The sequence below is a fragment of the Achromobacter sp. CF-sbj1-Ac2-l genome, assembly GCF_052698165.1.
In genome coordinates, this window is sequence record NZ_CP199855.1 from 4807650 (window position 1) to 4831323 (window position 23674).

Below are 23674 nucleotides of genomic sequence, written 5' to 3' on the forward strand. Positions count from 1 at the left end.
TCGGGTGACGGGGAAAAAATGGGATTGCGCGGACAGATGCCGCTGCCAACGTCCCGGCGAGCTTTCCACGAGCCTCACCGGTACTCGGTCCAGAAATTCTGCGTCATGCTGTCGGCCACCACCCGATAGGTGATTCCTGGGGGAATGACAGCGGTGAGCGCCAGCGAGACGCCGTTCATTGTGGTGATGGAGCGCGTCCCCGCGATGCCGCCCACCATCACATACATGTTGCCGCCGGAGCTACTGTTGGAAGAGCCAACGATGTAAACCGAGATCGGCCGACCGGTACTGTTGGTGTATGTCACACCGAATGCCCGGGACGCGCCCATGTCTTGAAGCGTCTGCCCAACGCCGAAGACCTGCGCGCGTAAAGTCTGAAACGCCGCATTGAGCGCCGCATGGTCACTAGCAAGCTGTGCGATATCGACGCTGCCGGAATTGACCACAGCAGCAAAAGCGTGAATCGTCCAAACGCCGGTAACGTTCGCCATCCGCGTTTCGTCGCCGGTATTGACGATCCAGCGACTGCCGTTCGTGGTCTGCCGCGTGGTGGTGAATGTGTAGCCGGCAAAATTCCCCGAAGCCATCACAGCATTCAGGGAAGCGTCTGCCAACACGTTAGTGGCTTGATTGAATCCGCTCACGACACGGTAGTCCATCGGACCGAGTTGGTCCGCTTGCAGGGAGCCAGGCATGCCCGCGGATTTCGCCCCATCTCCTCGCAACACCGCCGCCGCGAGAGACCCTGCGGCCCTGGCGTTCAAATCGGGAACCCGAAAGGTCGAAGATCCGTCTCCCACGGTATAGCTCCCCCGCTTGAGCGGATCCGCCAACCAATCCGCCTCGGACACCACCGGCACCTTGCCTTCCGTCACCATAGCCGCAAGATCGGGAAACGTGGCGCGGGTAACGATCTGCCCATCAGCGGGAATCTGGCCCGCCGGAATGGAAGCGCGCAGCGGCCACCACGCGACCGAACCGACCGGCGGTCCGCTGGGGACAGGCGGAAGCTGGCCGACCGGCACCTTGCCCTGCGCATCCAGCGTGGCAACGCCACCGGGTCGGCCTTTTTCTTCCGGCGGCACGGCGGCCAGCTGAAGCGCCGGCACGCGACCGTCAGCGTCCAGGGTTGCTACGCCGCCGGGACGCCCCTTGTCGGCCGCAGGGATCAACGGCGGTAATTGATTGGCGACGATCCGGCCATCCTCGGCCAGCGTGGCAACACCTTTGGGCTGCGCCTTCTCCGCCGCCGGAACCAGATCGGGGAGTTGAGCGAAGGGCACCTTGCCGTCCGCGGCCAATGCCGCGACACCACCCGGCTGGCCCTTTTCCGCCAGCGGCACGGACGCCACCGGCACCGGCAGGTGATCGACAGGCACACGCCCATCCTCATCCAACGGAGCGACGCCGCCGGGCGCCGATTTCTGCGATAGCGGAATGGCCGGCGGCGGCAGGTGCGCGGCCGGCACCTTGCCCGCCGCGTCCAGCGGCGTCACGCCGCCAGCCGCGCCTTTTTCGGCGGAGGCAATCGCGGCATCCGCCTTGCGTTGCGCGGCGGCGGTGGCCACTTCGACGGCTTCGACGCCCGCGCGGGTCTTGGCGAAGTTCTCGTTCACCAGCCCCATGGCGTCGCGCAGCGTGTCGCCGGTCTGGTCGTTCGGCGCCTGGCCGACATTGATAGGTTTCAGGAGTTGCATGAAGGGGACCTTGATGACGAATCGCAGCAGCGGCGCTGCGCAAAAAAAGCCCGCCGGCGGATGCGGGCGGGCCTGGGCGGAATGCCGGGTTCACGGAAGGAAGTGATCGTCTTGCGGGCTGCCTCATTCGGCGGGCCCATGCAAAAGGCCCGCCTGGTATCCCGGGCGGGCCTTCAATGCCGGTGGACGCAATTTGCCCACGACGCGGTCATGTTACGGGTATCCGCGGGAGCGGACAAGGCAACTGCGACACGGACGCCTGGCCCCGCCGCGGCGGGCGCGGGCCCGGCATGGCGGCAGGCTAGTCGCCCGACAGATCGAACAAGCTGGTCGCGTCCAATTCCAGCACGCCCTCGTCATGCTGGTTGATCACCGTCCAGGCCCAGGTGATGATGCCGAGGTCCGGCCGCGACGAAGACGTACGCACGCCCTGCACCCGCGCTTCCAGGCGCAACTGGTCGCCAGGACGCACCGGCGTGCGCCAGCGCACTTCGCCCAGGCCGGGCGAGCCGAAGGACTCGGAATCGTGCAACGCGGCATCCACCGCCATGCGCATGGCCAGCGCGCAGGTATGCCAGCCGCTGGCGATGAGGCCGCCCCAGCGGCCCTCGGCGGCCCGCTTGAGATCGGTGTGGAACCACTGCGGGTCGTACTTGCGGGCGAACTCGAGGATTTCGGCTTCCGTGATGGTGACCGGACCGGCCTTGATCAGCATGCCGTCCTTGAAATCAGCGAACTTCATTGGTGGACTTCCCCTCGCATGGATGACCCTTGGAGGGCTTGCCGGAAGCCGGCCGCCCGTTCAATAGGTCTCGAAGTGCAGCCGCCCCTCGCGGCGCAGCACATCATGCAGGATAGTCCAATCCTGTCCCGCTTGCATCGTCACCTCGCGCAAGGCGTCCAGCACGCCGACTTCCATGCCCTTCAGGCCGCAGACGTAGATGCAGGTGTTGCGATCGGCGAGCAGTTCGCGCACGGCGGCGGCACGTTCGCGGATCAGGTCCTGCACGTAGCGCTTGGGCTGGCCGGCTTCGCGCGACAGCGCCAGGTTGATGTCGATGAAGTCGCGCGGCAGTTTCATCAACGGGCCGAAATACGGCAGCTCGCGTTCGGTGCGGGCGCCGAAGAACAGCATCAGGCGGCCATTCTCCCCCGTTTCGATGCGGCGCCGGTAGCGCTCGGTCATGGCGCGCATCGGCGCCGAACCGGTGCCGGTGCAGATCATGATGAGGTTGGCGCGCGGGTGGTTCGGCATCAGGAAGGTATGGCCGAACGGACCGATCACCTGCACGGTGTCGTTCTTGGCCAGGTCGCACAGGTAGTTGGAACAGACGCCGTTCACCGACTGGCCTTGGTGGTCCTCGGTGACGCGTTTCACGGTCAACGACAGGTTGTTGTAGCCGGCGCGTTCGCCGTCGCGCGGGCTGGCCAGCGAGTACTGGCGCGCGTGGTGCGGCCGGCCCTGGGCGTCGGTGCCGGGCGGCAGGATGCCGATGGACTGGCCTTCCAGCACCGGGAACGGCAGCTCGCCGAAGTCCAGCACGATGTGGTGGATGTCGCTGTCGGTGTCGGCGCCGGTGACGCGGTAGTTGCCGACCACGGTGGCGGTCACCGGCGTCTTGTGGGTGTAGAGGTTGACGTAGGGGTGCGCGGCGGACCACGGCGGCACGCTTGCGCCGGGCGTGGCGGACGGCATGGCTGCCACCGCGGCGGACGACACCGGCTCGACGACCGCGTTCGCCGCCTCGTCCACGATGGCCGCGGCTTCCGGCAGGGGCTGTTCGCGCGGCAGTTCGTCCCAGCTCAGTTGGTCCTGCACCGAATAGGCGTCGCTGCGCACCACCAATCGCCAGTTGTCGATCGAGCCGGTGGGGCACGGCGGCACGCAGGCCATGCAGCCGTTGCAGATGTCCGGGTCGACCACGTAGTTGTTGCTGTCGTGCGTGATCGCGTCGATCGGACAGGTTTCTTCGCAGGTGTTGCAGCGGATGCAGATCTCGGGATCGATCAGGTGTTGCTTCAGGACTTCCATGGGCAGGGCGGCGTTCATTGCGGTCATCCGAATGCGCGGCGCGGCGGCGCATGGCGCCGCCGCGGGGCCTTAGTTGAAACGAACGTACTCGAAGTTCACGGGCTGGCGGTTGATGCCCATGACCGGCGGCGCGATCCAGTTGGCGAACTTGCCGGGCTCGGTCACGCGGCCCATCAGCGAGGCGACGAACTCACGGTCCTCCGGGGTGGGCAGCCATTGATGGCGGTGCGCCTGCCATTGCGCCTCGGACAGGATCTCGCCCTCGGGCGACATGCGGATGCCGGCCAGCGTGCCGATCTGGCGGTTGAAGGCCTTGTGCGGCACCTGCAGGCGGAAGGCGATGCCGCTCTTTTCGATGACCTTGTTCCAGCGGCCGATGCCGGCCACCGAGTCGCGGATGAAGTCGTCGCGCAGCACCTCGTTGAGCGCGTTCAGCATCGGCACCTCGATTTCGCGCAGCCTGCCGTTGTCGACCGACAGCACGCGGTAGGTGTCGTTCTTGAGCTGGTGGTCGTCGTTGCGCTTGCTCTCTTCGTAGCGGCCTTTCAGGCCCGAGCCGTAGAAGATGGCGGCGTTGGACGACTGGTCGGCGCCAAACAGGTCGATGGTGACGCTGTAGTGGAAGTTCAGGTAGCGCTGGATCGTCGGCAGGTCGATGACGCCGGCGGCGCGCACGGCGGCGGGGTCGTCGGTCTTCAACTGGTTCATCACTTCGCAGGTGCGCTGGATCACGCGCGAGATGCCGGATTCGCCCACAAACATGTGGTGCGCCTCTTCGGTCAGCATGAACTTGGTGGTGCGGGCCAGCGGGTCGAAGCTGGACTCGGCCAGCGCGCACAACTGGAACTTGCCGTCGCGGTCGGTGAAGTAGGTGAACATGTAGAACGCCAGCCAGTCCGGCGTCTTCTCGTTGAAGGCGCCGAGGATGCGCGGGTTGTCCGAATCGCCGGAGGTGCGCTGCAGCAGCGCGTCGGCCTCTTCGCGGCCGTCGCGGCCGAAATAGCGGTGCAGCAGGTAGACCATCGCCCACAGGTGGCGGCCTTCCTCGACGTTGATCTGGAACAGGTTGCGCAGGTCGTACTGCGACGGCGCGGTCAGACCCAGGTGGCGCTGCTGCTCGATCGACGCCGGCTCGGTGTCGCCCTGCGTGACGATGATGCGGCGCAGGTTGGCGCGGTGTTCGCCGGGAACGTCCTGCCAGACGTCGCGGCCCATGTTCTCGCCGAAGTGGATCTTGCGCTGGCCGTCCTGCGGCGCCAGGAAGATGCCCCAGCGGTAGTCGGGCATGCGCACGTGGTTGAAGTGGGCCCAGCCGTCGGGCTCGACGCTGACGGCGGTGCGCAGGTAGACGTCGAAGCCATGCGAGCCGTCCGGACCCATGTCCTGCCACCATTGCAGGTAATTGGGCTGCCAGTGTTCCAGCGCGCGCTGCAACGTGCGGTCGCCGGACAGGTTGACGTTATTGGGGATCTTGTCGCTGTAGTTGATGCCTGACATTGTCTCTGCTCCTGGATGGACGGCCGCGTCGGGGCGGCGTCGGGTCTTGGGGCGCCGGCCGCGCTGCGCGGGCCGGCGCCGTGTATGGGGAATTGCCGCGCGGGCCGCGCTAGACGCGGTTCCAGTCGAATGTCGCCTGCTCGCCCTTGCCGTAGAGTTTGAGCGCGCCCTTCTCGCCCGCCGCGTTGGGCCGGTTGAAGATCCAGTTCTGCCAGGCGGTCAGGCGGCCGAAGATGCGCGTCTCCATGGTTTCGCGGCCGCCGAAGCGCAGGTTGGCTTCCAGGCCGGTGAGCGCGTCGGGCGACAGCGCGCGGCGCTCTTCGAGCATCATGCGCACCTCGTCGTCCCAGTCGATGCTGTCGGGCGCGTAGGTCACCAGCCCCAGCGCCAGCGCGTCGCGCGCGGCCAGCGGCTGGCCGGCGCGGGCCCGCACCGCTTCAAGCGGCGCGGTTTCCTCGTGGAAGCGGCGTTGCAGGCGGCTCTGGCCGTTGACCATCGGGTAGGCGCCGAAGTTGGCCTCGCCCACGATCAGCCGGGCCGCGTCGTGCTCTTCGCCCTCGCTGTCCAGCATGTAGCTGCGGTCGGCGGCCAGCGCCAGTTCCAGCAGCGTGCCGGCAAAGCAAGAATCCGGCTCGACCAGCGCGAACAGGCTGCGCGAGGTCACGTCCAGGCGCGCCAGCGTGCGGCGCAGCAGGCCGGCGGTCTCGCGCACGAACCAGTGATCGGCGTGGCGTTGCAGCGCGGCGTCGGCGGCCAGCACGGCCTGCGCGTCGCCCTCGGTCTTGAAGATCCAGGTACCGATGTCGAGTTCATTGGTGCGCAGCGACAGGATGGCGTCGTCAAGCTCGCGCGCCATCTGCAGCGGCCACCAGGCCGCGCCGGCGGCCACGATGTCGGCCAGCTCCGATTCCACCGGGCCTTGCGGCGCGCGCACCGTCCAGGTGGCCTGGCGCTTGGCGCGATCCAGTTGCACGTCGACGTAGCGGTAGGACAAGGCATCGGCGGCTTCCTCGCGCGCCAGCGGCGTCAGCGCCACGCCCGCCTCGCCAGCGGGGCGGCTGCTGCGCTCGGCCAGCGCCAGCGCGCGCTCGCGCACCGCGGCCTCGAACTGCGCGGGCTTGACCACGTCGTCGACCAGGCGCCAGTCCTTGGCGCGCTGGCCGCGCACGCCTTCGACCAGGGTGCAGAAGATGTCGGCGTGATCGTGGCGCACGCGGCGCTTGTCGGTGACGCGGGTCAGGCCGCCGGTGCCCGGCAGCACGCCCAGCAGCGGCACTTCGGGCAGCGCGACCGAGGACGAGCGGTCGTCGATCAGCAGGATCTCGTCGCAGGCCAGGGCCAGCTCGTAGCCGCCGCCGGCGCAGGCGCCGTTGAGCGCGGCGATGAATTTCAGGCCGCTATGGCGGCTGGAGTCCTCGATGCCGTTGCGGGTTTCGTTGGTGAACTTGCAGAAGTTCACCTTCCAGGCGTGCGAGGACAGGCCCAGCATGAAGATGTTGGCGCCCGAACAGAAGATGCGGTCTTTCATGCTGGTGACGACCACGCTGCGCACCTCGGGATGCTCGAAGCGGATGCGCTGCAGCGCGTCGTGCAGCTCGATGTCCACGCCCAGGTCGTAGGAATTGAGCTTGAGCTTGTAGCCCGGACGCAGGCCGCCGTCCTCGGCCACGTCCATCGCCAGCGTGGCGACGGGGCCATCGAACGACAGGCGCCAATGGCGGTACTGGGAGGGATCGGTCCGAAAGTCGACCTTGTTGGCGGCGCTGCTCATTGCTTGTCTCCTGATGCCCTAGCCGGATAGGAAAAATACTGCACGACATGAATTATTATGCAGATTAGTGCAGGCAAAAATCAGCGTCAAGCAAAAGATGCACAAAAGTGCAGGTCATCAGACGCTCGTCAAAGCGTCCCTCAATGAAGCCCCCCTCTCCGGACGGACAGGGCGACGCCCGCGCACCACGAAAGAAAAGGCCGCCCAAAGGGGCGGCCCAGGCGATCGGCAAATGCCGCGGGCGCTACAGCGGCAGGCCGCAGGCCTTGCGCACCTGGGTACGCAGGCCGGCGAAGCTCTCCTGCACGTCCAGGTGGCTGGTGACCCAGGTCAGGTCGGCCTTGGCGTAGAACGCCTCGCGCCCGGCCAGAATGCGCTTCAGGTCGGCCATGGCCTCGTTATTGCCGGACATCGGCCGGAAGTCTCCCTGCGCCATCACCCGGCCCATGTGCTCCTCGGGCGTGGCGCGCAGCCAGACCGTGTAGCAGTGCGCCAGCAGCAGGTTGAGCGTGGCCGGCTCGGACACCAGGCCGCCGGGGGTGGCCAGCACCATTTCCGGATAGATCTGCACCGCCTCTTCCAGCGCGCGCCGCTCGTAGCGGCGATAGGCGTTCGGGCCGTACAGGTTGTGGATTTCCAGGATGCTGCAGCCGGCCACGCGCTCGATCTCGCGGTTCAGCTCGACGAACGGGTAGCCCAGGTCATCGGCCAGCATCTGGCCCAGCGTCGACTTGCCCGCGCCGCGCAGGCCGATCAGCGCGATGCGCTGGGTACGGTTGGGGCGCTGCGCGCCGGCGCCCACGCCGAACAACTGGGTCAGCGCCTCGCGGGCGCGCTGCAGGTCGGACTCGGTGCGGCCGCTGAGCAGCTCGCGGATCAGCAGCCAGTCGGGCGATTCGGTGGTGACATCGCCCACCAGTTCGGCCAGCGCGCAGTTGAAGGCCTTGGCGATCTGCAGCAGCACAAGGATCGAGGCATTGCCCACGCCGTGCTCGAGATTGGCCAGATGCCGCTCGGACACGCCGGTCACCTGCGACAACCCCTTGCGCGTCATGCCGCGGATGGCGCGCAGGCGGCGCACCCGTTCGCCCAATGCCACCAGGAAAGCTTCCCGCCTGGGTTCGGTTGGCGCCGCGTCTTCTAGCGCTTGGTTCATGGTGTAGCTGACTCCGCAAAAACCCTGATAACACCCGATTTATGCACTATAGTGCTTGACCCACATCAATGGAAGCACTATTTTTCCTCAAACAGCTTCAACAGCGTGTCAGGTGCGACAAAACAGCACTGGATTGCATCCGCCGCTGAAGCGCCGACAGTGTATAGGAGGAGACCGGGTGAGCACGCCAGAACGATTCCACGCGCTGATGCGCCAGGTGACGGACCTGATGGCCGGCCAGGCGCTCGACGGCGCCCTGCAGCAGCGCCTGAACCAGCAGGCCGGCCCCGACAGCGCGTTGTACGCCGACATCTTCGCCGCCTGTAGGCAGGGCGTGGCCGACGGCTGGATGTGCAACCGCGAAGGCGGTGGCATCCGCTACGGCCGCGTCATCAAGCCGGCCGAGGACCTGGGCGGCTGTTCGGTGGACGTGGTCGACATGGACGACCTGGCCGGCCCGCACCACGCGCATCCCAACGGCGAAGTCGACATGATCATGCCGCTCACCGACGCGGCGCGCTTCGACGGCCACGGCGCCGGCTGGCTGGTCTATGGCCCCGGCAGCGCCCACCGCCCCACGGTGACGCAGGGACGCGCGCTGGTGCTGTACCTGCTGCCGGGCGGCGCCATCGAGTTCACCCGCGCATGAATCCGCGCCCCGCTTCCCCACAGCGCCCCGGCCGCGCCCCGCGTGGCCGGCCGGCTGCCGGCGCGGGCTGACCCCGCGTCCCATGCCATGCCCCCGGTCACGACAAGCCGCCAGACGCTTGCGGACCGCCGGACAGGCCGCCCCGCCCGCCAGGACACCAGGAGACAACCGTGAATGCCTGCCCCGCCGAACTGAACTTCGCCAGCCACCTGGCCGCCTTGAACGCGCCGCGCGCCACCAAGCTGGCCTACATCGACGACACCCGCCAGCTCACCTATGGCGAACTGGCCGAGCGCGTGGCGCGCATGGCGGGCGCATTGCGCCAGTTGGGGCTGCGGCGGGAGGAACGCATCCTGCTGCTGATGCAGGACACGGCGGACTGGCCGGTGGTGTTCCTGGGCGCGCTGCACGCCGGCGTGGTGCCCGTGGCCGTGAACACCCTGCTGACGCCGGACGATTACGCCTACATCCTCAACCACAGCCGCGTGCGCGCCGCCTTCGTCTCCGAGAGCCTGCTGCCGACCTTGCAGGCCGCGCTGGCGCAGGCGCCCGGCGAGGTCGAGCACCTGGTGGTGTCACGCCCCGCCGCGGCGCCGCCGGCTGGCGCCCACGAACTCGACGCGCTGCTGGCCGCCGCCCCGCTGGCGCCGGCCGCGCGCACGCTGTCCGATGAGATCGCCTTCTGGCTGTATTCGTCGGGCTCCACCGGCAAGCCCAAGGGCGTGGTCCACACCCATGGCAACCTGTGGCACACCGCCGAGCTCTACGCCAAGCCGGTGCTGGGCATCCGCGAGGACGATATTGCGTTCTCGGCCGCCAAGCTGTTCTTCGCCTACGGGCTGGGCAACGGCCTGACCTTTCCGCTGTCGGTGGGCGCCACCGTCGTGCTGATGGCCGAGCGGCCCACGCCGCAGGCCGTGTTCCAGCGCCTGGTGCGGCACCGCCCGACCGTGTTCTACGGCGTGCCGACGCTGTACGCCAGCATGCTGGCCGCGCCCGACCTGCCGCCGCGCGAACAGGTGGCGATGCGCATCTGCACCTCGGCCGGCGAAGCCCTGCCGCGAGATATTGGCGAACGTTTCCAGCGCCATTTCGGCTGTGACATCCTGGACGGCATCGGCTCGACCGAGATGCTGCACATCTTCCTGTCGAACCGCGCCGGCCAGTTGCGCTACGGCACCACCGGCAAGCCGGTGCCCGGCTACGAGGTGCAACTGCGCGACGACAACGGCGCGCCGGTGGCCGCTGGCGCGATTGGCGACCTGTACATCAAGGGCCCGAGCGCGGCGCTGATGTACTGGAACAACCGCGACAAGACGCGCCAGTGCTTCCTGGGGGACTGGCTCAAGAGCGGCGACAAGTACATCTGCGACGCCGACGGCTACTACACCTATGCCGGCCGCAGCGACGACATGATCAAGGTCAGCGGCCAGTACGTGTCGCCGGTGGAAGTGGAGAACGTGCTGGTGCAGCACGAGGCGGTGCTGGAAGCGGCGGTGATCGGCGTGCCGGACCACGACGGACTGGTCAAGACCAAGGCCTACGTGGTGCTGCGGCCGGGCTACGCGCCGGACGCGAACACCGGCGCCGACCTGCAGCGCTACGTCAAGCAGCACCTGGCGCCCTTCAAGTATCCGCGCCAGATCGACTTCACCGACGAACTGCCCAAGACCGCCACCGGCAAGATCCAGCGATTCCGCCTGCGGCAGTTGGAACAGGTCACGCCATGAGCGCCGTGCCCGCCCCCGAGCCCACCGCCCTGGCCGACGTGCGCGCGGCGGGACGCGACCTGCGCCTGGAATACCAGTGGATCGCGGCCGCGCGCCGGGACGCGCCGCTGCTGGTGTTCCTGCACGAAGGGTTGGGGTCCGTGTCGATGTGGAAGGACTGGCCGCGGCAGGCCTGCGCCGCCGCCGGCTGCCGCGGGCTGGTCTATTCGCGCCATGGCTACGGCCGCTCCACGCCGCTGGCCGCGGGCGAAAAGCGCCCGGTCGACTTCATGCACCGCGAGGCCGCCGACGTACTGCCCGCGCTGCTCGCCGCGCTTGGCATCGATGCCAAGCGAGATCGGCCCATCCTGTTCGGCCACAGCGATGGCGGCTCCATCGCGCTGCTCTACGCCGCCATGCACCCCGACGCAGTCGCGGGCGTCGCGGTGGCCGCGCCGCACATCTTCGTCGAGGACCGCACCGTGGCGCATATCGAACAGGCGCGCCAGGCCTACCGCGACACCGACCTGCGCGCGCGGCTGGCGCGCCATCACGAGGATGTCGATTCGGCCTTTCGCGGCTGGAACGACGTCTGGCTGGACCCCGCCTTCCGCCGTTGGAACATCGAGGATCACCTGCCCGCCATCGGTTGCCCCATCCTGGCGATGCAGGGCGTGGACGATGAGTACGGCACGCTCGAACAGATACGCGGCATCCGCCGCGCCGCGCCGCAGACACGGCTGCTGGAGATTCCCGACTGCCGCCACTCGCCGCACAAGGACCAGCCCGCCACCGTAATCCAGGCCATCGCCGGCTTCGTCGGCGCGCTGGACCAACCCGGCCGCCCCAGCGGCAGCCCATGACAAGCACGGAGACACCACCATGACCCACGCCCTGACCCGGGCCGCGCTGAGCGCGGCACTGATGCTGGCCGCAAGCGGCGCCCTGGCCGCCGACAAGCTCAAAGTCGGCTTCATGCTGCCCTACAGCGGCACCTACGCCGCGCTCGGCAACGCCATCGAGAACGGCTTCAAGCTGTATGTGGCGGAACAGGGCGGCAAGCTCGGCGGGCGCGAGATCGAGTACTTCAAGGTGGACGACGAATCCAATCCGTCCAAGGCCGCCGAGAACGCCAACCGCCTGATCAAGCGCGACCAGGTCGACGTGCTGATCGGCACCGTGCACTCGGGCGTGGCGATGGCGCTGGCCAAGGCCGCCAAGGACGCCGACACCACCCTGATCGTGACGAACGCCGGCGCCAACGCCATTACCGGCCCGCTGTGCGGCCCCGGCATTTTCCGCACCTCGTTCACCAACTGGCAGCCGGCCTACGCCATGGGCCCGGTGGCCAAGGCGCGCGGCCACAAGACGGCGGTGACCATCACCTGGAAGTACGCGGCCGGCGACGAGGCCATCGGCGGTTTCAAGGAAGGCTTCGAGCAGGCCGGCGGCAAGGTGGTCAAGGAACTGAGCCTGCCCTTCCCCAACGTCGAATTCCAGTCGCTCCTGACCGAGATCGCCGCGCTCAAGCCCGACATGGTGTTCACCTTCTTCGCCGGCGGCGGCGCGGTCAAGTTCGTGCAGGACTATCACGCGGCCGGCCTGGGCAAGACCATCCCGCTGTACGGCTCGGGCTTCCTCACCGACGGCACGCTGCAAGCGCAGGGCGCGTCGGCGCAGGGGCTGCTGACCACGCTGCACTACGCCGACGGCCTGAACACGCCGCGCGACAACGCCTTCCGCGCCGACTACGGCAAGGCCTACAACATGCAGCCCGACGTCTACGCGGTGCAAGGCTACGACGCCGCGCAGCTGATGCAGTCGGGGCTGGCGGCGGTCAAGGGCGACTTCGGCAAGAAGGCCGAATTCCGCGAAGCCATGCGCGGCGCCACGGTCGATAGCCCGCGCGGCGCGTTCACGCTGTCCAAGGCCGGCAACCCGGTGCAGGACATCTACCTGCGCCGCGTCGACGGCCTGGAGAACAAGGTGGTCGACGTGGCCGTGCGCAAGCTGGCCGACCCGGCCCGCGGCTGCAAGCTCTAGGACCGGAGAGTCCCCATGGACCTCGGCATCCTGCTCATCCAGAGCCTGAACGCCTTCCAGTACGGCCTGTTGCTGTTCCTGGTGGCCAGCGGCCTCACGCTGATCTTCGGCATCATGGGGATCATCAACCTCGCGCACGGCAGCTTCTACATGATCGGCGCCTACATGGCGTTCGCGCTGGGGCCGGCGGTGGACCGCTGGCTCGGCGGCGGCTTCGTTGCCACCCTGGCGGTGTGCGTGCTGGCCGCGGCCGCGCTCGGCTACCTGCTGGAGGCGGCGTTCTTCAGCTACCTGTATCGCCGCAACCACCTGCAGCAGGTGCTGATGACCTACGGCCTGATCCTGGTGTTCGAGGAACTGCGCAGCATCCTGGTGGGCAACGACGTGCACGGCGTGCCGCTGCCGTCCTGGCTGCAGGGCAGCATCGCGCTGGGCGATGTGATGACCTACCCGGTGTACCGGCTGTTCATCTCGGCGGTGGGCATCGCGGTGGCGCTGCTGCTGTACTGGGTCATCGCGCGCACGCGGCTGGGCATGATGCTGCGTGCGGGCGCCAGCAACCGCGAGATGACCGGGTCGCTGGGCATCGACGTCAACAAGCTGTACCGGCTGGTGTTCGCCGCCGGCGTGGCGCTGGCGGCGCTGGCCGGCAGCATCGCCGCGCCGGTGTCGTCCGTATATCCCGGCATGGGCAACGGCGTGCTGATCATCTGTTTCGTGGTGGTGGTGATCGGCGGCATCGGTTCGATCCGCGGCGCGTTCCTGGCGGCGATGCTGGTGGGCGTGGTCGAGACCTTCGGCCAGGTGCTGTTCCCCGCCGCCGCGGGCGTGCTGGTGTACGTGCTGATGGCCGCGATTCTGCTGTGCAAGCCCGAAGGGCTGTTCAAACAGGGCTGACCATGAATGTGAATCGACTCCTGCCTGTCGCGACCCTGCTGGCGCTGGCCGCCTTCGCCTGGAGCGGCAGCGACTACTACACCGGCCTGGCCGTGAAGATCATGATCTACGCGGTGTTCGCGCTCAGCCTGCAATTGCTGGTGGGCGGCGCCGGGCTGGTCAGCCTGGGCCATGCGGCATTCTTCGGCATCGGCGCCTATGCCGCCGCGCTGCTGTCGCCGTCCTCGGAAGCGGCCAGCCTGTGGTGGCTGCTGCCGGCCGCGCTGCTGGCGGCCGCCGCCTACGCCGCGCTGACCGGCGCGCTGGCGCTGCGCACGCGCGGCGTGTACTTCATCATGGTGACGCTGGCCTTCGCGCAGATGGCCTACTACGTGTTCCATGACACCAAGGTCGGCGGCGGCAGCGACGGCATCTACCTGTACTTCCGGCCGCAGGCCAATATCGCGGGCTGGGTGCCCTTCGACCTGGACCAGGGCAATACCTATTATTTCTTCGTGCTGGCCTGCCTGGCGCTGACCTGGGGCTTCCTCGCCCTGCTGCGGCGCTCGCCGTTCGGCGCGGCGCTGGCCGGCATCCGCATCAACGAACAGCGCATGCGGGCGGCCGGCTATTCGACCTATCCGTACAAGCTGGCGGCGTATGTGATCGGCGCCGCGCTGGCGGGGCTGGCCGGCTTCCTGTTCGCGCTCAAGGACGGCTTCGTCACGCCCGAGCTGCTGGCCTGGGAACAATCGGGGCTGGTGCTGCTGATGGTGATCCTGGGCGGCATGGGCAGCCTGGGCGGCGCGGTGCTTGGGACGGCGACGCTGGTGCTGTTGCAGGAACTGTTCCAGTCGCAGGCGCTGTTCGGCGACTACGCGCGCCACTGGCACCTGCCGCTGGGCCTGGCCATCATCGCGCTGGTGGCGCTGCTGCCCGACGGGCTGGCCGGCCTGCCGGCGCAATGGCGCCGGCGCCGGGCGCGCCGGGCCCCTGCCACCGCGGTCGCCTCGGCCGCGTCGGCCGGCGCCGCCAAGCCCCTCCCGCTGCCGATCCAAGGAGAGCCCCATGCCTGATCCCCTGCTGACCGCCGACGCGGTCACCCGGCGCTTCGGCGGCCTGACCGCCGTCAACGGCGTGTCGCTGGCGCTGCGACGCGGCGAAGTGCATGCCGTCATCGGCACCAATGGCGCGGGCAAATCGACCCTGATCAACATCCTGTCCGGCGAACTGGCGCCCAGCAGCGGCCAGGTGTCGCTGGGCGGGCGCGACATCACTGCCTGGGGCCAGCCCGAACGCGCGCGCGCCGGGCTGGGCCGCAGCTACCAGCGCTCGACCCTGTTCCCGGAACTGAGCGTGTTCGAGAACTGCCGGCTGGCGGCGCAGGCGCGGCGCCAGCGCTTCTGGCACTGGTGGCGGCCGGCCTCGGCCTGCGCGGTCAGCGCCGACCTGGCCGCGCAGGCGCTGGAGCGCACCGGCCTGGCGGCCGACGCCGCGCGGCCGGCGGGGCTGCTGCCGCATGGCCGCAAGCGGCAGCTCGAGATCGCCATGTGCCTGGCCGGCGAACCGCAGGTGCTGCTGCTGGACGAACCGCTGGCCGGCATGGGCCCGGAGGAAACCGACCGCATCCTCGCGCTGCTGCGGACGCTCAAGGCCAACCACGCCATCCTGCTGGTGGAGCACGACATGGACGCGGTGTTCCGCATCGCCGACACCATCACCGTGATGGTCAACGGCAGCAGCATCGCCAGCGGCGACCCGGCGCGGATCCGCGCCAATGCCGAGGTGCGCACCGCCTACCTGGGCGAAGACCTGGACGGAGACTTCACATGCGCGCACTGATCGAAGCCGACGGCCTGCATGTGTACTACGGCGCCAGCCACGTGCTGCGCGGCGTCGGCCTGCGCATCGGGGCGGGCGAGTCCGTGGGACTGGTGGGCCGCAACGGCATGGGCAAGACCACGCTGATCCGCAGCCTGGTGGGCCAGGTGCGCAGCGCACAGGGCCGCGTGGCGGTGCGCGGCGCCGACTGCACCCGCGCCCGGCCGCACGCCATCGCGCAAATGGGCGTGGCCTACGTACCCGAAGGCCGCGGCATCTTCCCCAACCTGAGCGTGCGCGAGAACCTGCTGGTGGCGGCGCGCGCCGGCGAACAGGGGCGGCGCGACTGGACCTATGCGCGGGTGCTGGAGACCTTTCCGCGCCTGACGGAACGGCTGGGCCATGGCGGCCAGCAGTTGTCGGGAGGCGAACAGCAGATGCTGGCGATCGGCCGGGCGTTGATGACCAACCCCGACCTGCTGATCCTGGACGAAGCCACCGAAGGCCTGGCGCCGCTGATCGTGGCCGAGATCTGGAAGATCATCCGGCAGATCCGCGCCACCGGCATGTCGACGCTGATCGTCGACCGCAACTACCGCGCGGTGCTGGCGCACACCGACCGCTGCCTGGTGATGGAAAAGGGCTTGATCGTGCAGGACGGCGACAGCGCGGCGCTGGCCGCCGCGCCGGAACAATTGACGCGCTACCTGGGCGTCTGACCGCCCCGCGCCTGCTCCTTGCCGCGCGGGGCAAAAGCGTCAGATCAACGCTTCGATCAGGAACGGGCCGCGGCGCTTCAGGCCGTCCTGCAAGGCGCGGGCGAAGCCTTCCACGGTATCGACGCTGACCGCCTCCACGCCCATGCCGCGCGCCAGGTGGGTCCAGTCCAGATAGGGCTCTTCCAGGTCGAGCATGCGGCGCGCGTTGCGGCCCGGCTCCTGCACGCCCACGTTCTTCATCTCCCCATGCAGCGTGGCGTAGGAACGGTTGGCCAGGATCACCGTCAGGCAGTCCAGGTTCTCGCGCGCCTGCGTCCACAGCGCCTGCAAGGTGTACATGCCGCTGCCGTCCGCCTGCAGGGTGATGACCTTGCGGTCCGGGCAGGCCACCGCCGCGCCGGCCGCCAGCGGCAGGCCGATGCCGATGGCGCCGCCTGTCAGCATCAGCCAGTCATGCGGCGCGCTGCTGGCGCTGTAGATCGGGAATTCGCGGCCCTGGGTGATGGACTCGTCGCAGACGATGGCGTTGTCGGGCAGGTGGTGCGCCACCAGGATGTTGACGGCGGCGCCGGTCAGCTTGCCGCTGGCCGGCACCTCGTAGGCCGGCGCGGGCGCCGCCAGGCGCGGCGCGTCGGCGGCGATGCCGAGTTCGTCGGCCAGCCATTCCAGCGCGTGCGCCAGGTCCTGCTCGACAGTGGCCAGCACGATCTTCTCGCAATCCTCAGGCGCCAGCAGGCTGGGCTTGCCGGGATAGGCGAAAAAGCCCACCGGGGCCTTGGCGCCGACCAGCACCAGGTGACGCACGTCCTTGAGCTTGGCCACCGCCAGGTCGATCGGGTACGGCAGGCGGTCGACCGGCGTGCGGTCGCCGCCGCGCTCGACGCGGCGGTTGGAGGTTTCGGACATCAGCCGCACGCCGGTGGCGCGGGCGATGCGGCCGGCGGCCTTGAGCGCGCGTTCGCGCAGCGCGGTGCTGCCCAGCAGCAGCGTGGTGGTTTCGCCGGAGCGGATCGCCTTGGCGGCGGCGCGCACCGCCTCGATGGTGGTGTGCGGCACGGCCTCGTCGACCACCTTGGCCACGGCGGTGTCGGCCGGCAGCTCGGTCCAGGCGGAGTTGGCCGGCAGGATCAGGGTGGCGATGTTGCCCGGATGGCGGCGCGCCACGGCAATGGCCTCGGCGGCGTCGGCCGACATCGATTCGGCCGACATGCCGCGCTTGACCCAGTGCGACATGGGACGCGCCACGCCTTCGACGTCGCTGGTCAGCGGCGCGTCGTATTGAACATGATAGGTGGCATGGTCGCCGACGATGTTGACCATCGGCGTGCGCGCGCGCTTGGCGTTGTGCAGGTTGGCCAGGCCGTTGCCCAGGCCCGGCCCCAGGTGCAGCAGCGTGGCGGCCGGCTTGTCGGCCATGCGCGCGTAGCCATCGGCCGCGCCCGTCACCACGCCCTCGAACAGGCCCAGCACGCAGCGCATCTTCGGTTTGCGATCCAGCGCCGCGACGAAGTGCATCTCGGACGTGCCCGGGTTGGCAAAGCAGACGTCCACATCATTGGCCAGAAGGGTATCGCAAAGACTATCAGCGCCGTTCATCGTGTTTCCCTGGTTGTTTTACGTAGGCTTGGGCCGGCGGCGGCGCGCCGGCCCGATTTGGCATGATAGGTAGCGTAGCGCAAACCGGGTAGAGCCATTTGCGCGGCTCGGCATGGAACCATTCCCCAGGTTCCGGCAACCGGAATTCAGGCCGCCGCCCCCAACGCTGTCCCGCCAGGAGAAGGCCGCGCCTACGCCAGGATCTGTCCCAGAAAGGCCTGCGCCCGCTCCGAACGCGGCGCCCGGAAAAAGTTGTCCGGCGTGTCGGTCTCGACGATCGCGCCCTGGTCCATGAACACCACCCGGTCGCCCACCTCGCGCGCAAAGCCCATCTCGTGGGTCACACAGACCATCGTCATGCCGTCGCGCGCCAGCGCCACCATGGTGTCCAGCACTTCCTTGACCATCTCCGGATCGAGCGCCGAGGTCGGCTCATCGAACAGCATGATCTTGGGCTGCATGCACAGCGCGCGGGCAATCGCCACGCGCTGCTTCTGGCCGCCGGACAGTTGGCCCGGATACTTGGCGGCGTGCTGCGGGATCCTGACGCGCTCCAGATACTGCATGGCGCGGCTTTCCGCCTCCGCCGACGCCACGCCCTTGACCAGCATCGGCGCCAGCGTGCAGTTTTCCAGCACCGTCAGGTGCGGGAACAGGTTGAAGTGCTGGAACACCATGCCCACCTCGGCGCGGATGCGTTCGATGTTGCCGACGTCGTCGTTCAGCTCGATGCCGTCGACCACGATCGTGCCCTGCTGGTGTTCCTCCAGCCGGTTCAGCAACCGGATGGTGGTGGACTTGCCTGAGCCGGACGGGCCGCACAGGATCAGCTTTTCACCGGGCCGCACCTCCAGGTCCAGCCCGTCCAGCACCTTGAAGTCGCCATACCATTTGGAGACGCCCCGCATCGTGATGATCGGCGCCAAGTCGTTCAATCCGTCCATCGCGTCAGGCCTTGGAAATGTCATGGTTGTCGCCAGCGCCGCTCCAGTAGCCCGGCACGGTCAGGCGCTTTTCCGAGCGGCGGAACAGGTAGGCCAGCACGCTGCACAGGGCGAAATAAATGACGCCCACCATGGTGTAGACCGTCAGCGCCTGGAAGGTGGCGCCCGCCAGCATCTCGCCGGCGCGCATCAACTCATACACGCTGATCACCGCCACCAGCGAGGTCTCCTTGACCAGCACCAGCGCGTAGTTGCCCAGCGCGGGGAATATGGTGCGCAGCGCCTGCGGCAGCACGATGCGCTGCAGCCGCTGCGTGCGCCGCAACCCCAGCGCCCGCGCCGCTTCGTACTGGCCCGCGTCCACCGACTGGATGCCGCTGCGGAACAGCTCGGCCAGGTAGGCGCCGAAGTTCAGCGTCAGCCCCAGCACGCCGGCCACGAAGCCGTTGATCACCACGCCCAGCTCCGGCAGGCCGTAGTAGATGTAGAACAGTTGCAGCAGCAGCGGCGTGCCGCGGATGATGTCGATGTAGACGCGGGCCGCGCGGCTGACCAGCGGCCGCCGCGACAGGCGGCACAGGCACACCACCAGGCCCAGCGCCACCGCCAGGAAAGCCGAACAGAAAAACAGCGCCAGGGTCCAGAGCGTGCCCTCGGCCAGGGGACTCAGGTACATGCGCAACGTGGCGAGATCCAATGCTTGCTCCTTAACTCGTGCTGCTTATCCGCGCGGCGGCGGCATTACTTGCTGAGCAGGTCGGATACGCCCCACTTCTGCCCGATCGCGGCCAGTTCGCCGTTGCGCTTCATCTCGGCCAGCGCGGCGTTGACGGCCTCCAGCAGCGCCGTATTGCCCTTCTGCACCGCCATGCCCACCTGCCACTTGCGCTGCGGCTGGTAGCCCGTGTCCAGCTTCACGCCGGGGATGTTCTTGGTCTTGATCTGGTAGATGATGCTGGGCGGATCGACGATGCCCAGATCGACGCGGCCGGCGCGCACATCGGCCAGCAGCGTGGAATAGTCCTGGTAGGTCGATACCTTGGTGCCCGGCATGTCCTTGATCATGTTGAACTGCACCGAGTCAACCAGCACGCCGACCTTCTGGCCCTGCATGTCCTCGAATTTGGCGTAGCGGCGGGTGGCCTTGTCGCTGACCACGATGCCCTCGCCCCATTCGTACACGGGCGCCGAGAAGTCGATGGCGCGGGCCCGCTCCTCGGTGATGAACAACGGCGCCGACATCAGATCGGCGCGCCCCGAGGTCAGCGTCGGGATCAGGCCCGAGAACGGCACGTCGGTGAGCTTGTCGGCCACGCCCAGATGCTTGCCGACCGCGGCGGCCACGTCCACCATGATGCCTTCGAGCCGGTTCGACTTCGGGTTCTTGAAACCGTGCGGCGGCGCGGACGCGGTGGTGACCACGTTCAAGGTCTTGTCGGCGCGCACCTCGTCGAGCGTGCGCGCCACGCTGGCGCCGGCCTGGGCCAGGAGCGCGGCCGAAGCCAGGCCGAGCAGGATGGATTTGAGTTTCATGCAATTCCCCTTGTATGAAATGGATGCCGCAATGCGCCGGTTCAGTCCGGGCGTCCTTGCGGGTACTGCCGTACCGCCACCGCCGCCAGCGCGCAGAACTCCTGCATGACGGTGGCGGCCAGGAACGCCGTGGCGCCCTGCACGTCCTGCGGCGGCGAAACGGTGTTCACGTCGAACGCCACGAAATTCAGGCCCGCCAGTTGGCGCAACAGGCCCAGCCCTTCCTTGGGCGACAGGCCGCCCCACTCCGGCGTGCAGACGCCGGGCGCGCAGGACGGGTCGAAGATGTCCATGTCGAAGCACAGGTACACCGGCCGCTCGCCGATCTGCTGCTTGATAGCGTCGAGCGCGCCCTTCTGGTCCTGGTCGAACTCGTCGAAGGGCACGATGGTGTAGCCGACCTCGCGGCCGAACTCGATGACGCCCGGCATGAACGAACTGCCGCGCGTGCCCACGTGGAAGCTGCGGCGCACGTCCAGCAGGCCTTCCTCGGCGGCGCGGGTGAAGGTGGTGGCCGTGTTGTAGCCGGGGATCGGGTAGGTGTCGGTGTGCGAATCGAAATGCAGCACCACGAAGTCAGGATGACGTTGGGCCACGGCGCGCAACTGCGGCAGCGTCACGGCGCCGTCGCCTCCCATCGAGATCGGGATGGCGCCCGCATCGAGGATGGCGCCGATGCCCGCCTCGATCAGCGGATACGAGGCGTCGGGATCGCCGGGATGGCAGGCCACGTTGCCGACGTCGATGGCGCGCAGGAACTCGGGCGGATTGTCGATGCCGTGGCGGCGGAAGATGTCCACCGGCCGCAGCAGGCGCGACTGTTCGCGGATCGCGTCCGGCCCCTGCCGCGAACCGACCCGGAACGGATGCGTGCCGCAGTCGAACGGGATGCCCACGACACAGGCGCGCGCGGCGCCGCTCCCGGCGGCGCGGGCCGGCGGCAGGCCCATGAATCCCGACACGGGATGAAAGCGGACTTCGGCGGACGACGGCACGGCGCGGCTCCTTGGCGACAGGCGGCAAGCTTGTGGCAGAGTGAATATTTAGATTCGATCAAATCGCTATACGATACGATCGTGTCATAAATAGATTAACGCGCGTGCCATCACCCCGCCAATTAGGGAGTTTCCCTTGATTGGTGAATTAATATCCGATTGAAATAGTACGGAATTGACGTGACGACGCCCTGCGGCGGTGCGTCACCGATGCTTCAATTTGACGCGTCGCGCTAGCACTCCGAACCGGCCTCTCATGTCGCCGCGTCCTCATCGCCCCGAACATCCGCGTTCGCGGTGGGGCCTGGCCCCGATCAGGCCTCGTCGTCGCCCAAGGGCGCGCCCCGCAACGCGCCGCCCGGCGGTTCGAGCTCATAAAACGGATGCGAGCGCCCCAAGGTGCGCGAGGCGCTGATGGCGTGCGCCGTCTCCACCACCTGCGGCCCGAACACGGCCTGCGCCTGCTCGAACGACCAGCGGCTCGACGGCACCGAGACATTGACCGCGCCCAGCGGCGTGCCGCCGGCATCCAGCACCGCCGCGCTGACGGTGATGTCGCCTGGATAAAACTCACCGTTGGAACGCGCGTAGCCATGGCGGCGCGCGAACTCCAGTTCGGCCAGCAGCGCATCCAGCTCGGTGAGGGTGGCCGCGGTGTACGCCTTGCGGTCGCAGCGTTCCAGCAGGCCGCGCGCCACCGCCGGATCCAGCCGCGCCAGCACCGCGCGGCCGGCAGCCGTGCAATACAGCGGCAGGCGCATGCCCACCGGCATGTTGACGAACATTTCCTTATGGGTCGCAAAGCGCGCCACGTAGACCATGTCCAACCCATCGGGCTCGGCCAGGCTGCACGTTTCCTGGCAGTTGCGATTGAGCGTGTGCAGGAACGGGTTGCCGCCCAGCACCAGCGGGCTGGTCTGCACGTACTTCATGCCCAGTTCGAGCGACCACGGCCCCAGCGAGAACTTCTTGCTGGCCGGATCCTTGCGAAGGTAGCCCAACGTCCACAGCGTATGGGTGAACCGCTGCACCGAGCTCTTGCTCAGGCCGGTGGCCTCGGCCAGCTCCGGCAGCGTCATCGCCGGCCGGCCTTCGCTGAAGGCCCGCAGCACGGAAACGCCACGCGCCAGCGCGGCGATGAACAAGGGGGAATCCTCGGGTCGGGTCTGCGTCATGGCGCGGGATGCGTCCGGTGGAAAAGCGCATAGCGTACCGCATAACGGTTCGCCCATATCGCTCAACGATCCGATGCCCAGCGCCGCGGGGCATGCGGCATGCCGGAAACAAAACGGCCCGCGCAAGGCGGGCCGTTCGTGCTCAGGTCACCGCAATCAGCGGATCGGCCACGGGTACATCGCGCCGCCCTTGCTCCACAGCGCGTTGGTGCCGCGTTGCAGGCCCAGCTTGCTGTCCTTGCCGACGTTGCGCTCGAACACTTCGCTGTAGTTGCCCACGGCCTTGATGGCGTTGTAGGCCCACTTTTCATCCAGGCCCATGTTCTTGCCGGCGCCCGGCGTCACGCCCAGGATGCGCGAGATGTTGGGGTTGTTGCTCTTGAGCATCTCGTCCACGTTCTTCTGCGTGATGCCGTATTCCTCGGCTTCCAGCAGCGCGAACAGCGTCCACCGGACGATGCCCAGCCAGTTCTCGTCGCCCTGGCGCACCATGGGGCCGAGCGGCTCCTTGGAGAAGCGTTCCGGCAGGATCTCGTAGTCGTCCGGCTTGGCGACCTGCGTGGCGCGCACGGCGGCCAACTGCGAGGCATCGTCGGTGAAGGCATCGCAACGGCCCGACTCGAAGGCGCGCACGACTTCGGTGACCTTGTCGATCACGACCGGCTTGAATTCGATGTTGTTGGCGCGGAACCAGTCGGCCAGGTTCAGTTCGGTGGTGGTGCCCGGCTGCACGCAGACGGTGGCGCCGTTCAGTTCCTTGGCGCTTTTCACGCCCAGCTTCTTGTTCACCAGGATGCCCTGGCCGTCATAGAAGCTGGCGGCCACGGCCGACAGGCCCAGCGAGGTGTCGCGGGTCTGCGTCAGCGTGACGGTGCGCAGCAGCACGTCGACTTCGCCCGATTGCAGCGCGGTAAAGCGTTGCTGGGTCGACAGCGCGGTGCCCTTGAATTTGGTCGGGTCGCCGAACACGGCGGCGGCGACGGCGCGGCAGATGTCCACGTCCATGCCTTCCCATTCGCCCTTGCTGTTGGTGGCCGAGAAGCCCGAGACGCCGTCGGTCAGGCCGCACTGCACGTACCCCTTCTTCTTGACCGCATCCAGCGTGGGGCCGGCCACCGCCGCCTGGGATGCGCACGCCAGGGCAAGCGCGCCGGCAGCAAACGAAATCAACCGCTTCATTATTGCTTCTCCTGAATTAGATGCCCCGCGCCGTCCTGTAGGCCCGTCGCGGCTGAAACCAAGCCCATGCTTTGCGGGCCGGCCGCCAGATTACGCGATGTCCACGGCGTGAACAACGCGCGGAGGCCTAGTGGAAACCCGAGTAGCAAGTCGTTGGCGAAATGCCCTCCAAGTCCGGTGATCGAACTTTATTGACGGGCCCGCGGGGCGGATCGCTGGACCCTGCGTGCCATACTTTTTTCGCGTCCTGGCTGACAGGCAACGCGATCACCATCCCTCAGA

21 protein-coding genes are annotated in these 23674 nt (G+C 68.0%); 8 read left to right on the forward strand and 13 right to left on the reverse strand.

Going from position 1 to position 23674, the window contains the following annotated elements; translation table 11 throughout:
* Positions 1-74: 74 nt before the first annotated feature.
* From ACUDCK_RS21980 to ACUDCK_RS22005, 6 genes are all read right to left on the reverse strand, one after another.
* A complete protein-coding gene (locus tag ACUDCK_RS21980) occupies positions 75-1697 on the reverse strand; it encodes a phage tail protein (protein ID WP_054499219.1) in 1623 nt (540 codons plus the stop codon).
* A gap of 301 nt (positions 1698-1998) precedes the next feature.
* Entirely contained in the window at positions 1999-2439 is a 441-nt protein-coding gene (locus ACUDCK_RS21985) for a MaoC family dehydratase (protein WP_054417183.1), read from the reverse strand.
* 60 nt (positions 2440-2499) lie between these two features.
* Positions 2500-3747: a benzoyl-CoA 2,3-epoxidase subunit BoxA gene (gene boxA / locus ACUDCK_RS21990; protein WP_175167533.1), complete on the reverse strand. Its 1248-nt coding sequence runs from the start codon at positions 3745-3747 to the stop codon at positions 2500-2502.
* A 51-nt stretch (positions 3748-3798) separates the two neighbouring features.
* On the reverse strand, positions 3799-5226 hold the full coding sequence (gene boxB / locus ACUDCK_RS21995) for a benzoyl-CoA 2,3-epoxidase subunit BoxB (RefSeq protein ID WP_049075447.1): 1428 nt from the start codon (positions 5224-5226) through the stop codon (positions 3799-3801).
* 109 nt (positions 5227-5335) lie between these two features.
* On the reverse strand, positions 5336-6997 hold the full coding sequence (gene boxC / locus ACUDCK_RS22000) for a 2,3-epoxybenzoyl-CoA dihydrolase (RefSeq protein ID WP_175167532.1): 1662 nt from the start codon (positions 6995-6997) through the stop codon (positions 5336-5338).
* A 244-nt stretch (positions 6998-7241) separates the two neighbouring features.
* Positions 7242-8153 carry a helix-turn-helix transcriptional regulator gene (locus tag ACUDCK_RS22005; RefSeq protein ID WP_054501062.1) on the reverse strand — a complete coding sequence of 304 codons (912 nt, stop codon included), beginning with the start codon at positions 8151-8153 and terminating at the stop codon, positions 7242-7244.
* Positions 8154-8331: 178 nt separating this feature from the next.
* Here ACUDCK_RS22005 and ACUDCK_RS22010 point away from each other — a divergent pair, with 178 nt between their 5' ends.
* The 8 genes from ACUDCK_RS22010 to ACUDCK_RS22045 all read left to right on the forward strand — a co-directional run bounded on the left by ACUDCK_RS22010 (position 8332) and on the right by ACUDCK_RS22045 (position 15970).
* Entirely contained in the window at positions 8332-8802 is a 471-nt protein-coding gene (locus tag ACUDCK_RS22010) for a DUF4863 family protein (protein ID WP_020926744.1), read from the forward strand.
* A gap of 170 nt (positions 8803-8972) precedes the next feature.
* Positions 8973-10532 (forward strand): benzoate-CoA ligase family protein, encoded by a 1560-nt coding sequence (locus tag ACUDCK_RS22015; RefSeq protein WP_175167531.1) that lies wholly within the window; start codon positions 8973-8975, stop codon positions 10530-10532.
* Positions 10529-11374 carry an alpha/beta fold hydrolase gene (locus ACUDCK_RS22020; RefSeq protein ID WP_064528319.1) on the forward strand — a complete coding sequence of 282 codons (846 nt, stop codon included), beginning with the start codon at positions 10529-10531 and terminating at the stop codon, positions 11372-11374. Before ACUDCK_RS22015 ends, ACUDCK_RS22020 begins: the two co-directional genes overlap by 4 nt.
* Positions 11375-11393: 19 nt before the next feature.
* A complete protein-coding gene (locus tag ACUDCK_RS22025) occupies positions 11394-12554 on the forward strand; it encodes an ABC transporter substrate-binding protein (protein ID WP_064528315.1) in 1161 nt (386 codons plus the stop codon).
* Positions 12555-12569: 15 nt separating this feature from the next.
* Positions 12570-13451: a branched-chain amino acid ABC transporter permease gene (locus ACUDCK_RS22030; RefSeq protein ID WP_006385541.1), complete on the forward strand. Its 882-nt coding sequence runs from the start codon at positions 12570-12572 to the stop codon at positions 13449-13451.
* A gap of 2 nt (positions 13452-13453) precedes the next feature.
* Positions 13454-14506: a branched-chain amino acid ABC transporter permease gene (locus ACUDCK_RS22035; protein WP_054501059.1), complete on the forward strand. Its 1053-nt coding sequence runs from the start codon at positions 13454-13456 to the stop codon at positions 14504-14506.
* The gene (locus ACUDCK_RS22040; RefSeq protein WP_054501058.1) at positions 14499-15272 is read left to right on the forward strand and encodes an ABC transporter ATP-binding protein; all 774 of its coding nucleotides are present in this window, start codon (positions 14499-14501) and stop codon (positions 15270-15272) included. Before ACUDCK_RS22035 ends, ACUDCK_RS22040 begins: the two co-directional genes overlap by 8 nt.
* Entirely contained in the window at positions 15260-15970 is a 711-nt protein-coding gene (locus tag ACUDCK_RS22045; RefSeq protein WP_144655322.1) for an ABC transporter ATP-binding protein, read from the forward strand. The genes ACUDCK_RS22040 and ACUDCK_RS22045 overlap by 13 nt, the downstream gene beginning before the upstream one ends.
* A 39-nt stretch (positions 15971-16009) precedes the next feature.
* Here the strand turns inward: ACUDCK_RS22045 and ACUDCK_RS22050 are convergent, their stop codons facing one another.
* The 7 genes from ACUDCK_RS22050 to ACUDCK_RS22080 all read right to left on the reverse strand — a co-directional run bounded on the left by ACUDCK_RS22050 (position 16010) and on the right by ACUDCK_RS22080 (position 23392).
* Complete coding sequence (locus ACUDCK_RS22050) at positions 16010-17566, reverse strand: acetolactate synthase large subunit (protein ID WP_064528312.1); 1557 nt, start codon at positions 17564-17566, stop codon at positions 16010-16012.
* A 191-nt stretch (positions 17567-17757) separates the two neighbouring features.
* Entirely contained in the window at positions 17758-18510 is a 753-nt protein-coding gene (locus ACUDCK_RS22055) for an amino acid ABC transporter ATP-binding protein (RefSeq protein ID WP_081273656.1), read from the reverse strand.
* Between the two features lie 4 nt (positions 18511-18514).
* The gene (locus tag ACUDCK_RS22060; protein WP_049075464.1) at positions 18515-19207 is read right to left on the reverse strand and encodes an amino acid ABC transporter permease; all 693 of its coding nucleotides are present in this window, start codon (positions 19205-19207) and stop codon (positions 18515-18517) included.
* 44 nt (positions 19208-19251) lie between these two features.
* A complete protein-coding gene (locus ACUDCK_RS22065) occupies positions 19252-20043 on the reverse strand; it encodes an ABC transporter substrate-binding protein (RefSeq protein WP_064528307.1) in 792 nt (263 codons plus the stop codon).
* A gap of 41 nt (positions 20044-20084) precedes the next feature.
* Complete coding sequence (locus ACUDCK_RS22070) at positions 20085-20993, reverse strand: arginase family protein (RefSeq protein WP_064528353.1); 909 nt, start codon at positions 20991-20993, stop codon at positions 20085-20087.
* Positions 20994-21352: 359 nt separating this feature from the next.
* The gene (locus tag ACUDCK_RS22075; protein ID WP_049075467.1) at positions 21353-22213 is read right to left on the reverse strand and encodes an IclR family transcriptional regulator; all 861 of its coding nucleotides are present in this window, start codon (positions 22211-22213) and stop codon (positions 21353-21355) included.
* Positions 22214-22369: 156 nt separating this feature from the next.
* Positions 22370-23392 carry an amino acid ABC transporter substrate-binding protein gene (locus tag ACUDCK_RS22080; RefSeq protein ID WP_006385546.1) on the reverse strand — a complete coding sequence of 341 codons (1023 nt, stop codon included), beginning with the start codon at positions 23390-23392 and terminating at the stop codon, positions 22370-22372.
* Positions 23393-23674 lie beyond the last annotated feature (282 nt).

What these genes read in the sequence shown, in the direction of transcription:
- ACUDCK_RS21980 (WP_054499219.1), bottom strand. Translation starts at nt 1,697, where the DNA reads ATGCAACTCCTGAAACCTATCAATGTCGGCCAGGCGCCGAACGACCAG.
- ACUDCK_RS21985 (WP_054417183.1), bottom strand. Translation starts at nt 2,439, where the DNA reads ATGAAGTTCGCTGATTTCAAGGACGGCATGCTGATCAAGGCCGGTCCG.
- boxA (WP_175167533.1), bottom strand. Translation starts at nt 3,747, where the DNA reads ATGAACGCCGCCCTGCCCATGGAAGTCCTGAAGCAACACCTGATCGAT.
- boxB (WP_049075447.1), bottom strand. Translation starts at nt 5,226, where the DNA reads ATGTCAGGCATCAACTACAGCGACAAGATCCCCAATAACGTCAACCTG.
- boxC (WP_175167532.1), bottom strand. Translation starts at nt 6,997, where the DNA reads ATGAGCAGCGCCGCCAACAAGGTCGACTTTCGGACCGATCCCTCCCAG.
- ACUDCK_RS22005 (WP_054501062.1), bottom strand. Translation starts at nt 8,153, where the DNA reads ATGAACCAAGCGCTAGAAGACGCGGCGCCAACCGAACCCAGGCGGGAA.
- ACUDCK_RS22020 (WP_064528319.1), top strand. Translation starts at nt 10,529, where the DNA reads ATGAGCGCCGTGCCCGCCCCCGAGCCCACCGCCCTGGCCGACGTGCGC.
- ACUDCK_RS22025 (WP_064528315.1), top strand. Translation starts at nt 11,394, where the DNA reads ATGACCCACGCCCTGACCCGGGCCGCGCTGAGCGCGGCACTGATGCTG.
- ACUDCK_RS22030 (WP_006385541.1), top strand. Translation starts at nt 12,570, where the DNA reads ATGGACCTCGGCATCCTGCTCATCCAGAGCCTGAACGCCTTCCAGTAC.
- ACUDCK_RS22035 (WP_054501059.1), top strand. Translation starts at nt 13,454, where the DNA reads ATGAATGTGAATCGACTCCTGCCTGTCGCGACCCTGCTGGCGCTGGCC.
- ACUDCK_RS22040 (WP_054501058.1), top strand. Translation starts at nt 14,499, where the DNA reads ATGCCTGATCCCCTGCTGACCGCCGACGCGGTCACCCGGCGCTTCGGC.
- ACUDCK_RS22045 (WP_144655322.1), top strand. Translation starts at nt 15,260, where the DNA reads ATGCGCGCACTGATCGAAGCCGACGGCCTGCATGTGTACTACGGCGCC.
- ACUDCK_RS22050 (WP_064528312.1), bottom strand. Translation starts at nt 17,566, where the DNA reads ATGAACGGCGCTGATAGTCTTTGCGATACCCTTCTGGCCAATGATGTG.
- ACUDCK_RS22055 (WP_081273656.1), bottom strand. Translation starts at nt 18,510, where the DNA reads ATGGACGGATTGAACGACTTGGCGCCGATCATCACGATGCGGGGCGTC.
- ACUDCK_RS22065 (WP_064528307.1), bottom strand. Translation starts at nt 20,043, where the DNA reads ATGAAACTCAAATCCATCCTGCTCGGCCTGGCTTCGGCCGCGCTCCTG.
- ACUDCK_RS22070 (WP_064528353.1), bottom strand. Translation starts at nt 20,993, where the DNA reads ATGGGCCTGCCGCCGGCCCGCGCCGCCGGGAGCGGCGCCGCGCGCGCC.
- ACUDCK_RS22075 (WP_049075467.1), bottom strand. Translation starts at nt 22,213, where the DNA reads ATGACGCAGACCCGACCCGAGGATTCCCCCTTGTTCATCGCCGCGCTG.
- ACUDCK_RS22080 (WP_006385546.1), bottom strand. Translation starts at nt 23,392, where the DNA reads ATGAAGCGGTTGATTTCGTTTGCTGCCGGCGCGCTTGCCCTGGCGTGC.